Below are 13,660 nucleotides of genomic sequence, written 5' to 3'. Positions count from 1 at the left end.
GTCAGAGGTCCCTGAAGCGGTTGATGGCGTCGAGATGACGGGCCCGCAGCTCTTCGTCGCGCACGCCCAGGCCCTCGCGCGGTGCCAGCGCGAGCACGCCGACCTTGCCCTGGTGCCGGTTGCTGTGCACGTCGTACGCGGCCTGTCCGGTGTCCTCCAGCGCGTACACCTTCGACAGGGTCGGGTGGATCCTCCCCTTGGCGACGAGGCGGTTGGCCTCCCACGCCTCGCGGTAGTTGGCGAAGTGCGAGCCGACGATCCGCTTGAGCGACATCCACAGGTAGCGGTTGTCGTACTCGTGGGTGTAGCCGGAGGTCGAGGCGCAGGTGACGATCGTGCCGCCCTTGCGGGTGACGTACACACTGGCGCCGAACGTCTCGCGCCCCGGGTGCTCGAAGACGATGTCCACGTCCTCGCCGCCGGTCAGCTCGCGGATGTGCTTGCCGAACCGTTTCCACTCGCGCGGGTCCTGGTGGTGCTCGTCCTTCCAGAACCGGTACTCCTCGGCGGTCCTGTCGATGATCGCCTCGGCGCCCATCCGCCGGCAGAGCTCGGCCTTGTGGTCGCTGGACACGACACAGACCGGGTTCGCCCCACCGGCGAGCGCGAACTGTGTGGCGTACGAGCCGAGCCCTCCGCTCGCGCCCCAGATCAGCACGTTGTCCCCCTGCTTCATCCCGGCACCGTTGCGGGAAACGAGCTGGCGGTACGCGGTCGAGTTGACGAGTCCGGGCGCCGCCGCCTCCTCCCAGCTCAGATGCTGGGGTTTGGGCATGAGCTGATTGGACTTCACCAGCGCCAGCTCCGCAAGACCGCCGAAGTTGGTCTCGAACCCCCAGATCCGCTGCTCGGGGTCGAGCATCGTGTCGTTGTGCCCGTCGGACGACTCCAGCTCGACGGAGAGGCAGTGCGCGACGACCTCGTCCCCGGGGTGCCAGGCGTTGACGCCGGGTCCGGTACGCAGGACGACGCCCGCCAGGTCGGATCCGATGACGTGGTACGGCAGGTCGTGCCGCTTGGTGAGGTCGCTGAGCCTGCCGTACCGCTCCAGGAATCCGAAGGTCGGCAGGGGCTCGAAGATCGAGGTCCAGACGGAGTTGTAATTCACCGAGCTGGCCATGACGGCCACGAGGGCCTCACCCGGGCCGAGTTCGGGCACCGGCACCTCGTCGAGATGGAGCGAGGCGCGCGGGTCCTTCTCCCGGGTGGCCAGACCCGCGAACATCTCCGTCTCGTCCTTGTGCACGGTCACCGCGCGGTACGAGCCGGGGAGGGGCAGTGCGGCGAAGTCGGCGGACGTGGTGTCCGGCGACTGGATCGCGTCCAGGATGTCCTTCACGGTGGTGCCTCCGGCGAAGCTGGGATGCGAATGCGAGGGGTCGCTTACGTGACTGCGGTGGAGGTGTGCCGTCGGTTCGGCGGGTCTGACGGGTGCGGCGGCGGTCGGTCTGCCGCTGGAACGGCGCCGGGTGGGCGCGGAGGTGCGGTGCCTGTGACGCAGGCGTCCGGGCGCACGGGCGGGATCGCTCGTGGGAACAGCCGGACAACATCAACGTATGGCACCCTGTGACACCTGGCAAGGCACTGGGTGCCATTTTTCTGTCTCAGTTGTCGGGCACGTGGCACGCATGAGCCATACCTACCGCCCGGAGGCCGGTACGTATCACTTCCCGGCGCGACGGCGCCGGTCCGCAGTGGGGTGGGGTGGGGTGGGCTGGGGTGCGGGTCTGGGGTGCGGGGCTCAGGCGTCCTTGAGGGCCTGCTGGATCACGCGCATGACCTCGTCCAGCGGCGCGTCCGTGCGTGCCACCGTCACCAGCACCTCCCCGCTGGTGCGGGCGGACGCCGCCGGCCGCTGCGGCGTCCGGCCCATGGCCCGGCCCGCGCCGATGCCCGTGCCGAAGGTGTCGCGGACGATCGCGAAGGCGTGGTCGAGCTGCCCCTCGACATCGCCCTCGCCGCCGGCCCGCAGCCAGCGCCGCAGCACATGGTTGTGCGCGGTGACGACGGCGGACGCGGCCACCTCGGCGAGCAGCGGGTCGTCGTTGCCGTCGGTGTGGTCGCGCTCGTCGAAGTGGCCCAGCAGATAGCGGGTGAACAGCCGCTCGTAGCGGGCCACGGAGGCGATCTCGCGCTCCCGGAGCGTGGGGACCTCGCGGGTCAGCCGGTAGCGCTCCACGGAAACCGCGGGGGAGGCCGCGTACATCCGCATGACCTCCTTGATGCCCCGGCAGACCGTGTCGAGCGGGTGCTCGTGGGAGGGCGCGGCGTTCAGCACCGCCTCCGCGCGTACGAGGGTGTCGTCGTGGTCCGGGAAGATCGCTTCTTCCTTGGAGCGGAAGTGCCGGAAGAAGGTACGGCGCGCGACCCCGGCGGCGGCGGCGATCTCGTCGACGGTCGTCGCCTCGTACCCCTTGGTGGCGAACAGCTCCATGGCCGCCGCGGCCAGCTCGCGGCGCATCTTCAGCCGCTGGGCGGCGGCACGGGTGCCCGCGGCGCTCTCCGGGGCGTCGGACCGGGTGCTCGTACGGGAGGACTTGGCGGGCTGGGACATGAGGTGAACGTACTGCATCGGCGCAGGAGAGCGCGCCCGCGGGCCCGGTCCGCCCGGCTTCGGACGGCCCGGCTCGGGAGCACCCGGCCGGGGACCGCCCGGCTCGGGGCCGGGCGGTCCGCCCCGTCCGGAGCCCGGGTCAGCGCCGCGCGTACTCACGGAAGCCGCGGCCCGTCTTGCGGCCCAGGCACCCCGCCGCCACGAGATGCTCCAGCAGCGGCGCCGGGGCCAGCCCCGGGTCGCGGAACTCGCGGTGCAGGACGCGTTCGATGGCGAGGGAGACATCGAGGCCGACCACGTCGAGCAGTTCGAAGGGGCCCATCGGATAGCCGCCGCCCAGCTTCATCGCGGCGTCGATGTCGTCGGGCGTCGCGTAGTGCTGCTCGACCATCTTCACCGCGTTGTTCAGATACGGGAAGAGCAGCGCGTTCACGATGAAACCGGCGCGGTCGCCGCACTCCACCGGGTGTTTGCGGACGGTGGCGGCCACCTCGCGGACGGTGGCGTGGGCCTCGTCGCAGGTGAGGACCGTACGGACCACCTCGACCAGCTTCATCGCCGGGGCGGGGTTGAAGAAGTGCATGCCGACGACGTCCTCCGGGCGCGCGGTGGCGCGGGCACAGGCCACCACGGGGAGCGAGGAGGTCGTGGTGGCCAGCACCGCGCCGGGCCGGCAGACCTTGTCGAGCGTGGCGAAGAGCCGCCGTTTGACCTCCAGGTCCTCGGCCACCGCCTCGACGGCGAGATCCACCTCGGCGAGCGCGTCGAGCGACCCGGCCGGCACGATCCGCGCGAGCGTGGCGTCCCGGGCCCCGGCGCTGATCCTGCCTCTCCCGACGGAACGGGCGAGGGACTTCGCGATCCGGTCCCTGGCCGCCGCCGCCTTCTCCGGACTCCGGGCGGCGAGCACCACGCCGTACCCCGCCACGGCGAAGACCTCGGCGATCCCGCTCGCCATCGTGCCGGAGCCCACGACGCCCACCGAGGCGACCTGACGGCCGGGGACGGTGCCGGCGGCGGGGGAGGGGGTGAGCGCGTCCGGCACGGCGACGGCGCTGCCCGGCGCCTCGTACGTGTAGAAGCCGCGCCCCGACTTCCGGCCGGTCAGCCCGGCGTCGCTGAGCTGCCGCAGGACCGGCGCGGGGGCGTGCAGCCGGTCGTGGGAGGCCGCGTACATCGCGTCCAGCACGGTACGGGCGGTGTCGACGCCGATCAGGTCGAGCAGCGCGAGCGGCCCCATCGGCAGCCCGCAGCCCAGCCGCATCGCCGCGTCGATGTCCTCACGGGAGGCGTACCTGGCCTCGTACATCGCGGCGGCCTGGTTGAGATAGCCGAAGAGCAGCCCGTCCGCGACGAAGCCGGGCCGGTCGCCCACCGCGACCGGCTCCTTGCCCAGCTCGCGGGCGAGCGCGGTGACGGCGGCGACGGCCCGCGGCGCGGTGAGCACCGAGGAGACCACCTCGACCAGCTTCATCGCCGGGGCCGGATTGAAGAAGTGCAGCCCGAGCACCCGCTCGGGGTGGGCCGATTCGGCCGCGAGCCGGGTCACCGAGAGGGCGTTGGTGCCGGTCGCGAGGACGGCGGTGGGCGCGACGATCCCGTCCAGCGCGCGCAGGACGCCCAGCTTGGTCTCGTACGACTCGGGCACCACCTCGATCACCAGACCGGCGTCGGCGGCGGCGCGCAGGTCGGAGAAGGTACGGAACCGGGCGAGGACGGTCCGCCGCTCCGCCGCGCTGATCCGGCCGCGCCCGACGGCCCGCGCGGTGGACGCCTCCAGGGCCTGTACCGCCCGGCGGGCTGCGGCGTCGCTGATGTCGATGCCGATGACCTCGCGGCCCGCCCGGGCCAGGACCTCGGCGATGCCGGTCCCCATCGTGCCGAGGCCGACGACGGCGATGGTGGAGAGAGGGATGTCCATCAGGGGACTCCAGGGGTGAGTGACGGCTTGCTGAGGGGCGCGCGGGCGCGGGGCGCGGCGGGCGCGTGGGCCGGCGTGCGGGCACGCGGCGGGGAGCACGGCACAGGGAAAAAGCGCGGTGGAGCGGCGGCGGACCCTGTTCCGGGGCCACGCCGTATCGCGGTGCCGAACCGACAGCACCGCCGGGGAGCGCTCGCGGCGGCTGCGTCACCAGGCCCTCGCGAGCAGCGGAGGGTATCCGCTCATCTGAGGTTAACCGACCGGTAACGAGCGCGCCAGAGCTGGGTCGCTGTGCGCCGCGTCACTCGGCGCGGCAACGGCCCCGTACCCGCCAAGAGTGGCCGGTCGGGGCGTGGTTGACGCTGGTGGGCGTCGATATCCTGATCTCATGGACGAGGACTTCCGCTCGCTCGCCGACCGGACGAAGGACGAGTCCGGGGGTTCCGTCGTGTACCGGCGGCTGATCGGTACCGACGACAGGGAAGCGCTGGCCGATGTCCTCGTCGGGCGCGGGCAGCCCCTGTGGGCGCTGGAGATCGCCGCCTTCCGGCTCGGCTGCGCCGGTGACGCGCGGGCCTTCGAGGCGCTGGTGCTGCTCCTCAACCACCGCGATCCGGAGCGCTGCGTCTCCGCCTCGTACGCCCTGGCCCGGCTCGGTGACCCGCGTACCTCCCGGGCCGCCGCCGCGCTCGCCACCAACGGGCTCCGTACGGCCTACGCGCTGCACCCGGTGCGGCTGCTCGCCGAGTTACGGGCGCCCGAGTCCGTACCGGCGCTGATCACCACGCTGCAACGGCTGCTCTCCCCGGACGAGCCGCACTGGCGCGTCGCGCTCGCCTGCGTCGAGGGCCTGGGCCGCCTCGGCGACGCCCGCGCACGCCCCGTCCTGACGGCGGCCAGGGACCACCCCCGCCTCGCGACGGCGGCCGGCGAGGCGCTCGGCCGCCTCCCGGGCGCCTGACCGTATCCCCTGCTCGGGTCGGGGGACGGCATCAGGGAATCGCTCCCGTCAGGCTGCGATGACCTGCTGGGCCAGCAGCAGCGCGAGCGGGCCCCCCTGAAGCAGGAAGCGTCCCTCGGTGGCGGCTCGGATCGCGTCAGGCATGGGCCACCATGTGAGTTTGAAGTTCTCTTCACTGGGCGTGAGCTGCTGTGGGCCGCAGGTGAGACCTTCGGCCAGGAAAAGGTGGATGCGGGTAGGGGCGTTCAGGGTGATGGCGTACGAGCCGAGGGGCCGCCAGGTCTGGGCGGTGACGCCGGCTTCCTCGCGCAGCTCGCGCCGCGCGCACTCCTCCGGTGTCTCGCCGGGCTCCCGGCGCCCTCCGGGCAGGAACATGTACGCGCCGCCGTGCTGGGGAAATTCGGCGGTCAGGACGGCGACCATGCCGTCCGCGTCTCGGGCCACGATGACGGAGGCGTCGCATGTTGCCCCCCGCTGGGATGTGTCGGTCATGGCCCGGGAGCGTAGCCGCCTACTCTGACAGCCAGGCGGCGAACGGCACGTTGAGAACGGTGGGATGAGCAATGCCACGGCCGTGGTAGCCGTCCTCGCCGAAGGCGTCGCCGTGATCGGCGCACATGATGATCAGCCACCTCTTCTTGCTGGTGAGTCCGCCGACCAGGCGGCCGAGGTGCTCGTCCGTGTAGGCGAGCGCGGCGGCCTGGGAGTGCCAGGAGTCGACGCTGTCGCCGGTGTAGTGGCCGTGGGGGACATGGGTGGCGGAGACATTGACGAACAGGAACAGTTGCCCGTTGGCGTGCTGCTCGGCGACGGTCAGGGCGTGGTCCACCTGGTGGCGCGTGGAGTCGGGCTCGGGGGAGCAGAACTCGGGCCGCCAGTGGTCCTCGTGGAACATGTCGGGCAGCACCGACCCGAGCGGGGTCTCCCGCGAGAAGTAGGTCACGCCACCGATACACACGGTGCGGTATCCGTGCTGGGCGAGCCCGGTGAGGAGGTTCGGCGCGTCGAAGACGAAGGTACCCGCGTCGACGGCCTTGAACGCGGGCGGGCGGCACTCCCACAGTCGCGGCGGCTGTACGGGCTGCGGGAGCTTGGGCAGGAAGCCGGAGAAGAACGCGATGTGCGCGGGGAGGGTGAAGGTGCCAGGAGTACGGCGCTCCTCCCACACCCCGCCCGGCAGGATCTTCACCAGGCACGGGGTCTGCCTGGCGTGCAGGGCCGCGCGGGCGACGTCGTAGCGCAAGGAGTCCAGGGTGACGAACAGGATGCTGGTCTGGCTTCGGATGACCTCGGCGGCGTCGATCACAGAGTCTCCACCAGGTCGCGGCGTTCGGTGATGCGGCCCTTGGCCTGGCCATTCACCGGGAGGGGAACCCGGTCGGAGGCGATCATCTCCCGCAACCTGGCCAGGCCGGTGTCCTCGGTGACCGACCGGCCGTCCGTGTCGTAGAGACGGATCGTGACGGTCTGCCGCCCGCCGCCGTCGGTCGTGGTCAGCAGGGCTCCGGGGACGCCTCCGAGTTCCTTCGTGGCATGCAGGAGCTGGGCTTCGTCGGCCGTGCCGAGGTTGGAGACCCGGCAGCCGAAGTGCTCGGCGTTGATGGCCCCCTGGCAGAACCGCTGGTAGAACTCGTCCGTGGCGGGGTGGCTGTCGTGGGCCACTGCCATCTGCCGGGCCTGGCTGACCACGACGAAGCAGGCGGCGACCCACCAGGCCACGCCCTCGTGGATCTCGCCCGGGAACGCTCCGGCGACGCGGCCGTCACGGATGACGGCGTCGGTGTCGATCGGGTTAAACACGCCTTCCCTCCAGGTGCTTGACGATGATGTCGGCCAGCTCATCCGGACTACGGTCGTCGGTAGGGAGCGTGACCACGCTCGGATCGGTCTCGGCGACGGACTGGAAGTTCTCCCGGAGCCGGGCAAGGCGTCCGGGGACGTCGAACAGGTCGGTGTCGTCCTGCTTCACGTCCGTCTTGGTGCCCATCCGCTCCCTCAACGAGCTGTCGGAGATGACGAGGTAGAACGTGGCGTCCGGCGCCACGAGGTAGGGCAGGAACGGGGAGATCAGCTCGCGCACCTGATCCAAGCCCACCTGGTTGACGGCGGCGTGGCAGGCCATGACCGAGGAGGCGTACCGGTCCGCGATCACCGGCCCGGTGCCGAGGTGATGTCGTACGGCGTCGGAGACGTGCAAGAGGCCGGAGAGGTAGAAGGCGAACTGCGGAAGCGGCCGAAGCTCCCGGTTGACCGTGTCGGAGCAGCCGGTGTGCGGATCGGTGAGGGTGTGGATCGCCGTGGCGTCGAGCCGCTTGGCCAGCAGGCGGGCGAGCGTCGACTTCCCGACTCCTGAGACGCCCTCCAGGACCACGAACGGCCCCTGGCGTTCATCTGCCCCGGGCGTGTACGGGGCGCGCAGAGGGCTCACAGGGTGCCCTCAGTGAAGGCGGCTACGTGCTGGGCCACGGCAGGGGGGACCGCCTCCGGATCGGACAGGAGCGGTCGGATGTCCATGCGTAAGTCCTCCCGCAGCAAGCAGGGTTGAATTCCGCCGGCGTGGTCCATGCGCAGGGCCCAGAAGCCCTCCACGCACTTGGCCTTCACCGGGCAGGTGCCGCACTGTCCGACGTGGTGGCGGCCCAGTTCGCGTTGGATGACGTCGATCTCGATCCCGTCGATGCGGAAGATCCGCCGCCCCTGGCCGGTGCCTGAGACTTCTGTCTCCTCCTCGCCGGTCAGGGAGCGAAGGTGGTCGATGATGCCCCGGGCCCCGACGGCCGAGGCTTTCCGCTGGGCGTTGAAGTCGGTGTCCACCAGCTCGATGAACTGCACCGGCAGCCTGCGCTCCAGGGCGAAGGAAAGGATGTCGCGCAACTCGTGCTCGTTCTCGCGCTGGATGAGTGTGTTCAGCTCTACCCGCTCGAACATTTCGCGAGCGGCCTCGATGCCGTCCAGGACAGTCGCGATGCCGGAGCGGGTCTGGGCGATGGCTTGGAAGGACTCGTCCGACAAGTAGTGCAGGGAGACCTTCACCTTGTCCAGGCTGGTCGTGGCGAGCCAGTCCTGATGCATGCGCACCAGCAGCCCGTTGGTGATCAGCGTGTAGGACGTGTCCGGGCCGTCGACGGGGAGCTGAGTGAGAACCGGTCGCGCCAGCTTGGACGCCAGCGGCTCGCCGCCGGTGAAGTAGACCCGCTTCAGACCGGCGCCGAGCAGTCCGCGCAGGATGTTCACGTAGTCGTCGGCAGTCAGTTCGCGCGCGCGGGGCTTGGCGTCCCGGTGCAGGTGGGTGAACGGCGGCGGCACGTCGCCCTCGTTGTGGCAGAACCAGCACTTCAGATTGCAGGTGGGGGTCAGCGAGACCCTGAGCTGTCCGCGCAGTGCCGCGAAGTTCCGCAGCGCGGTCCAGTCCACGTCGGTTTTTGGGAGCGGAACGGTCAAGACCTGCTCCTTTCGTGGGGCATACGCCAGGTTCTGGTGTGTTGGTCGGGGCTGAGGCAGGCAAGGAGGAGCAGGGACGTCCCCCGCCCGGGGCGGTCTATGGGACAGCGGGGCGGGTCACTGCGGACCCCTGGCCCTGGGCGCGCAGACCGGGGCGCAGGCCCATAGGCGGAACAGATTTTCTCGGTGGCGTATGTCACCCAGGACGCGGCCGGAGGCGCCCAGGCGGACGTTGCACAGGGCGCAGTCCATCGCCATCTGCTGGCGAGGGCGCAGGAGGGTGACATCCGGTAGGGGCGAACCCGCCGTGGGCTGGACGGTCACTGCTCGGCCTTGACGAGGAGTTGGGCCCACACGCATTTGCCCCAGTAGCGGCGTGGTGACCCCAGACGGTTGTACCCCCACCGGTCGGCCATCGCGTCCACCAGGATCAGACCTCGGCCGCCGTCCTCCCAGTCCGAAGGAGCCCGCAGCGTCGGCAGACGGTCAGCGGCCCGGTCGACGACCGCGACGTACACCTGGTCATCGGCCGGGCGCTCGATGATCAAACGTGCGCTGGTGCCCGTGCCGTGCACGACAGCGTTGGTGAACAGCTCCGACACGATCGCGACGGCCGTCTCACGTGTCTCGTTGCCGATGCCCCAGCACTCCAATGACCTGCACACGGCGAGCCGGGCGACGGACACGGACTGCTCAACGCGGGCCAGGGTCGTGCTGTAGCCGGGGTGGCCGGACGGACGCGGGGTGAGCGGGGGAAGGGAAGGTGGTTTTGCCAGGGGCGTGGTCATTGGTGCCTCGCTGCTGTGGTCGATTTCGTCCGCGGCTGCGCCCAAGGAGAACCAGGCACAGTCAGGCCGTACACGACACCTAACCGAGAGTTACTGCCTCCGGGGTAGGCGATACGACGAGCCGCCGACTCGCAGCCCCTAGGGGATTTTGGCTATCTTTTTACCTTTAGGTGGGTGCCCCGTCCCGTACCGTTCGGTTATGGACCCCACGCGTAACACGGCGCTCGAAGCGTGGATGGCCGAACATGGTCACAGCTCCAACAGCCTTGCCCGGGACCTGAACAGGGCACTCGAACACATCACCGGACGCTCAGGGAAGTTCGACGGTCGCACGGTACGGGACTGGAAGTCGGGCCGGGTGAAGTGGCCCAACACGGCGACCCGAGTGGCACTGGAGCAGGTCACTGGCCTGGATGCCACCGAACTAGGGTTCATGCCACGGGGAAAGACCCCGGCCGCCCTCACCTCCTTAGCCCCGTCGGAGGACCCCTTGCACCGCCGGACCTTCGTGACCTGCCTCCCGGCCGCCACACTCGCCGCAACCCCCATTGCCGCACGCCTCACCATTGGTACCGCGGACGTCCAGCGCCTGCGCCAAAACCTCGCAGACCTCTGGGAGATGGACGACCAGCAGGGCGGCGGCCCCACACTGGAGAAGGCGGCCATACGGCTCAGCGACCGCACCGAAGAACTCCAGCGCACCGGCACCGTGACGTCACGGATCCGCTCCCGCCTGTACGCCCTCGCGGCCACCTTCACCGCAACCGCCATGTGGGCAGCCGTCGACTCCCGCCAACTCGACCGCGCCCAGCGGCACATGGAAAAGGCGGTCACCCTCGCGGGCCTCTCGGGTGACGGGCAGGTGCAGCACCAGATTTGGCGGTACGCCTCCATGCTCGCCGGCCAGCAGGAACGCTGGGTTGACGCCGTGGCCGCCTCCGAGGCCGCCATGTCCACCAGCGTGCACCGCGGAGACCCCCTGTATGCCTCGCTCAGCCACGCACGTCTGGCGGTCTCCCTCCCAGGGACCGGCGACCACCCTCGCGCGCTGAACGCGCTGGAGCGGGCAGAGGCGGCGTTCGAGCGTGCAGACCGCGGCGAGTGGCGCCCGGCCTCCATGGACTTCTACACCCGCAGCGAACTCGACGGCCTCGTCGGCATCACCTACCTGCGGCTGGGCGGGCCCGAGCGCGCCGAGTACCACCGTCACCGCTGTATCACCGCTCTGCGCCCCGACCAGCACCGAAACCGCGCTTACTACGCCGTACACATCGCCTTCGCCCAGCTTGCCCAGGGCGAAGCCGAACGGGCTTGCACCACCGCCGTCAGCGTCATCCCCCCGCCCGGCTCCACCAACACCGGCCGCATTCCCCACCTCCTGACCACCTTCACCTCCAAGCTCAACATCACGGCACCGGGCGCACGCATCACCCGTGAATGGAACGCCCGCACCGCCTGACCCGGAAGGAACCGCCACGTGACCACCGTGGAACTGCGCCGCTACGGCCGACAGGATCTCGACGCCATCCGGCAGACGCTCACGGACGTGTACGCCGAGGCCTACGCCGACCGGCTCTCCGACCCGTTCTTCTCCGTCGAGCGGTTCGAGGAGCGGCTGAAAGGCCACGTCTCCCGCGACCCCTGGGAGGTCGTCATCGGCTGGGACGGTAAAGAACCGGTCGGCTACGCCTACGGATCCCCGCTCCCTCCCCGCTCCCGCTGGTGGGCCGGGATGCTTCAGCCGCTGCCAGAGGTGATGACGGCCGAGGACGGCACGCGGACCATGGCCCTGTTCGAGCTGATGGTGCGCCAGCCGTGGCGCAAGACCGGAACGGCCGTGCGCATCCATGAAGAGCTGCTGTCCGGTCGCGCGGAGGAACGCGTGACGCTCCTGGTGGAGCCGACCCACCCGAAGGTCAAGACGCTGTACGAGTCGTGGGGGTACGAGAACATCGGCGACCAACAGCCTTTCCCTGATGCCCCTGTGTACGCGACCATGCTCCGCATCCTGCGGCCCGCGTAGCCCGAGTCCGCGTCGTGGCGGCCCGTCTCCCGCTGGAGGCGGGTCGCCGCCGGAGTGGGAAGCATGCGGAGTCACGGTCAAACCGGCCCTCGCCTCAGGAACAGGGGGCCGCTGTGCGCGGCGGAGACTGTCCGGCCCGGTCACAACAGCGTGAGCTGGGTCGCGCCCGGTTCCTGGGGCGGGGCGGCGGCCGGGGGGCGGATGCGGCGCGCGGCGCCCCGGCCCGCGGGGCCGATGCCGAACTCGTCGGCCAGTTCGTGGACCTGGCGGGTGATCCGGCGCTGGTACCACTTCGGGGCGTACGCCCCCTCCGCGTACAGCCGCTCGTACCGCGCCACCAGATACGGATGGTGCTGTCCCAGCCAGGCCATGAACCACTCGCGCGCCCCCGGCCGCAGATGCAGCACGAGCGGGGTCACGGAGGTGGCCCCGGCCGTGGCGATCGCCCTGACGGTCTCCCTGAGCTGTTCGGGGCGGTCGCCGAGGAAGGGGATGACCGGGGCCATCAGCACCCCGCAGTCGATGCCCTGGCCGGTGAGGGCGCGTACGACGTCGAGGCGGCGTTCGGGGGAGGGCGTGCCCGGTTCGACCGTGCGCCACAGCTCCTGGTCGGTGAAGCCGACCGAGACCGAGATGCCGACGTCGGTGACGGCGGCGGCCTCCCGGAGCAGATCGAGATCGCGGAGGATCAGCGTCCCTTTGGTGAGGATGGAGAACGGGTTCGCGCGGTCGCGCAGCGCCCCGATGATGCCCGGCATCAGCCGGTAGCGGCCCTCCGCCCGCTGGTAGCAGTCGACGTTCGTGCCCATCGCGATGTGCGCCCCCTGCCACTGGCGGGAGGCGAGCTGGCGGCGTACCAGCTCTGGGGCGTTGATCTTGACGACGATCTGCGAGTCGAAGCCCAGACCGGTGTCCAGGTCCAGATAGCTGTGGGTCTTGCGGGCGAAGCAGTAGACGCAGGCGTGGGTGCAGCCGCGGTAAGGGTTCACCGTCCATTCGAACGGCATACGGGACGCTCCCGGCACCCGGTTCACGATCGAACGGGCCCGGATCTCGTGGAAGGTGATTCCCCGGAACTCTGGGGTGTCGAACGTACGGGTGGTCACCGCGTCCGTACCGAAGAGCGCGATCTCCCCGGACCGCGCCCCCGGTGCCCCGGTCGCTCCGGGCGTTCCGGGCGTTCCGGTCCCCGCGGTGTCGGGTGGGCTTTCGGCCAGATTGTCCCAGCGCATGGGTGCCTCCTCGGTAGCACTGGCGCCAGAATAGAACACTTGTTCCCTTGATCGCCTCCGACCCGGATTTGGGCGGGCGTGCCGGGGGGTGGTTGGCTGGCCGCACCCCGCTTAAGAACCGAGTGCTGGAGGAAGATCCATGGCGCAGGTCGAGGCCACGACGGAGCGAGTCATCGCGGCGGACCCGGAGACGGTGTTCGATGCTCTGGCCGACTACGAGAACACCCGCGCGAAGCTCCTTCCGGGGCAGTTCAGCGAGTACGAGGTCCGCGAGGGCGGCGACGGCGAGGGCACCCTCGTCCACTGGCGGCTCCAGGCCACCAGCAAGCGCGTACGCGACTGCCTGCTGGAGGTGACCGAGCCCAGCGACGGCCGTCTCGTGGAGAAGGACCGCAACTCCTCCATGGTCACCACCTGGACCGTCACCCCCGCAGGTGAGGGTCGTTCGAAGGCCGCCGTCTCCACCGTCTGGGACGGCGCCGGCGGCGTGGGCGGCTTCTTCGAGCGGACCTTCGCACCGAAGGGGCTCGCCCGCATCTACGACGAGCTGCTGGCCAAGCTCGCCACGGAGACCGAGAAGGGCTGACCTCCCCCGGCCCGGCAGCGGGGCCCGCTCGGGCATTCCCGGGCTCACCGTTTCGAGTGGTCTTCCCCGCGGCGCGGTTGTGCGCCCCCGGCGTGCGGCGTCGCGGGAAAGCCCCTGATGAGCGCCCCGTTGCCACCTTTTCCCCTCAACTTCC

14 protein-coding genes are annotated in these 13,660 nt (G+C 70.5%); 4 read left to right on the top strand and 10 right to left on the bottom strand.

The window, feature by feature from the left end; translation table 11 throughout:
* Nucleotide 1: 1 nt before the first annotated feature.
* The 3 genes from ccrA to ACIO3P_RS07430 all read right to left on the bottom strand — a co-directional run bounded on the left by ccrA (nucleotide 2) and on the right by ACIO3P_RS07430 (nucleotide 4,475).
* Nucleotides 2-1,339 carry a crotonyl-CoA carboxylase/reductase gene (gene ccrA / locus ACIO3P_RS07440; protein WP_329827879.1) on the bottom strand — a complete coding sequence of 446 codons (1,338 nt, stop codon included), beginning with the start codon at nucleotides 1,337-1,339 and terminating at the stop codon, nucleotides 2-4.
* A 402-nt stretch (nucleotides 1,340-1,741) separates the two neighbouring features.
* Nucleotides 1,742-2,554 (bottom strand): TetR family transcriptional regulator, encoded by an 813-nt coding sequence (locus tag ACIO3P_RS07435; protein ID WP_329827878.1) that lies wholly within the window; start codon nucleotides 2,552-2,554, stop codon nucleotides 1,742-1,744.
* A gap of 139 nt (nucleotides 2,555-2,693) precedes the next feature.
* Nucleotides 2,694-4,475, bottom strand: coding sequence for a 3-hydroxyacyl-CoA dehydrogenase family protein (locus ACIO3P_RS07430; RefSeq protein WP_401848617.1), 1,782 nt, complete (start codon nucleotides 4,473-4,475; stop codon nucleotides 2,694-2,696).
* 388 nt (nucleotides 4,476-4,863) lie between these two features.
* Between ACIO3P_RS07430 and ACIO3P_RS07425 the strand changes: the two genes are divergently transcribed.
* Nucleotides 4,864-5,436, top strand: coding sequence for an adenylosuccinate lyase (locus tag ACIO3P_RS07425; RefSeq protein WP_329827876.1), 573 nt, complete (start codon nucleotides 4,864-4,866; stop codon nucleotides 5,434-5,436).
* 48 nt (nucleotides 5,437-5,484) lie between these two features.
* On the opposite strand, the gene ACIO3P_RS07420 is transcribed toward ACIO3P_RS07425, so the two are convergent.
* The 6 genes from ACIO3P_RS07420 to ACIO3P_RS07395 form a co-directional block, all read right to left on the bottom strand.
* On the bottom strand, nucleotides 5,485-5,928 hold the full coding sequence (locus ACIO3P_RS07420) for an NUDIX hydrolase (protein ID WP_329827875.1): 444 nt from the start codon (nucleotides 5,926-5,928) through the stop codon (nucleotides 5,485-5,487).
* A 19-nt stretch (nucleotides 5,929-5,947) separates the two neighbouring features.
* Nucleotides 5,948-6,742, bottom strand: coding sequence for an STM4013/SEN3800 family hydrolase (locus ACIO3P_RS07415; protein ID WP_401848619.1), 795 nt, complete (start codon nucleotides 6,740-6,742; stop codon nucleotides 5,948-5,950).
* A complete protein-coding gene (locus tag ACIO3P_RS07410; protein ID WP_329827873.1) occupies nucleotides 6,739-7,236 on the bottom strand; it encodes a hypothetical protein in 498 nt (165 codons plus the stop codon). Before ACIO3P_RS07410 ends, ACIO3P_RS07415 begins: the two co-directional genes overlap by 4 nt.
* The gene (locus ACIO3P_RS07405; RefSeq protein WP_329827872.1) at nucleotides 7,229-7,864 is read right to left on the bottom strand and encodes a thymidylate kinase; all 636 of its coding nucleotides are present in this window, start codon (nucleotides 7,862-7,864) and stop codon (nucleotides 7,229-7,231) included. The genes ACIO3P_RS07410 and ACIO3P_RS07405 overlap by 8 nt, the downstream gene beginning before the upstream one ends.
* Entirely contained in the window at nucleotides 7,861-8,877 is a 1,017-nt protein-coding gene (locus ACIO3P_RS07400) for a radical SAM protein (protein ID WP_329827871.1), read from the bottom strand. Before ACIO3P_RS07400 ends, ACIO3P_RS07405 begins: the two co-directional genes overlap by 4 nt.
* A 320-nt stretch (nucleotides 8,878-9,197) precedes the next feature.
* The gene (locus ACIO3P_RS07395) at nucleotides 9,198-9,665 is read right to left on the bottom strand and encodes an ATP-binding protein (RefSeq protein ID WP_401848622.1); all 468 of its coding nucleotides are present in this window, start codon (nucleotides 9,663-9,665) and stop codon (nucleotides 9,198-9,200) included.
* Between the two features lie 199 nt (nucleotides 9,666-9,864).
* Between ACIO3P_RS07395 and ACIO3P_RS07390 the strand changes: the two genes are divergently transcribed.
* Both ACIO3P_RS07390 and ACIO3P_RS07385 read left to right on the top strand, forming a co-directional pair.
* Complete coding sequence (locus ACIO3P_RS07390; RefSeq protein ID WP_401848624.1) at nucleotides 9,865-11,124, top strand: hypothetical protein; 1,260 nt, start codon at nucleotides 9,865-9,867, stop codon at nucleotides 11,122-11,124.
* Between the two features lie 18 nt (nucleotides 11,125-11,142).
* Complete coding sequence (locus ACIO3P_RS07385) at nucleotides 11,143-11,688, top strand: GNAT family N-acetyltransferase (protein WP_401785915.1); 546 nt, start codon at nucleotides 11,143-11,145, stop codon at nucleotides 11,686-11,688.
* Nucleotides 11,689-11,828: 140 nt separating this feature from the next.
* Here the strand turns inward: ACIO3P_RS07385 and ACIO3P_RS07380 are convergent, their stop codons facing one another.
* Nucleotides 11,829-12,920 (bottom strand): Rv2578c family radical SAM protein, encoded by a 1,092-nt coding sequence (locus ACIO3P_RS07380; RefSeq protein ID WP_401848626.1) that lies wholly within the window; start codon nucleotides 12,918-12,920, stop codon nucleotides 11,829-11,831.
* Between the two features lie 139 nt (nucleotides 12,921-13,059).
* Between ACIO3P_RS07380 and ACIO3P_RS07375 the strand changes: the two genes are divergently transcribed.
* A complete protein-coding gene (locus ACIO3P_RS07375) occupies nucleotides 13,060-13,506 on the top strand; it encodes an SRPBCC family protein (protein ID WP_329827866.1) in 447 nt (148 codons plus the stop codon).
* Nucleotides 13,507-13,660 lie beyond the last annotated feature (154 nt).

Origin of the sequence: Streptomyces sp. NPDC087310 (assembly GCF_044744405.1) — a bacterium.
Lineage (GTDB): Bacteria > Actinomycetota > Actinomycetes > Streptomycetales > Streptomycetaceae > Streptomyces.
The sequence above is the reverse complement of the archived record's forward strand: the minus strand, read 5'-3'. Positions and strand labels throughout refer to the sequence as shown.

What these genes read in the sequence shown, in the direction of transcription:
- ACIO3P_RS07425 (WP_329827876.1), top strand. Translation starts at nt 4,864, where the DNA reads ATGGACGAGGACTTCCGCTCGCTCGCCGACCGGACGAAGGACGAGTCC.
- ACIO3P_RS07395 (WP_401848622.1), bottom strand. Translation starts at nt 9,665, where the DNA reads ATGACCACGCCCCTGGCAAAACCACCTTCCCTTCCCCCGCTCACCCCG.
- ACIO3P_RS07435 (WP_329827878.1), bottom strand. Translation starts at nt 2,554, where the DNA reads ATGTCCCAGCCCGCCAAGTCCTCCCGTACGAGCACCCGGTCCGACGCC.
- ACIO3P_RS07390 (WP_401848624.1), top strand. Translation starts at nt 9,865, where the DNA reads ATGGACCCCACGCGTAACACGGCGCTCGAAGCGTGGATGGCCGAACAT.
- ACIO3P_RS07430 (WP_401848617.1), bottom strand. Translation starts at nt 4,475, where the DNA reads ATGGACATCCCTCTCTCCACCATCGCCGTCGTCGGCCTCGGCACGATG.
- ACIO3P_RS07420 (WP_329827875.1), bottom strand. Translation starts at nt 5,928, where the DNA reads ATGACCGACACATCCCAGCGGGGGGCAACATGCGACGCCTCCGTCATC.
- ACIO3P_RS07375 (WP_329827866.1), top strand. Translation starts at nt 13,060, where the DNA reads ATGGCGCAGGTCGAGGCCACGACGGAGCGAGTCATCGCGGCGGACCCG.
- ACIO3P_RS07380 (WP_401848626.1), bottom strand. Translation starts at nt 12,920, where the DNA reads ATGCGCTGGGACAATCTGGCCGAAAGCCCACCCGACACCGCGGGGACC.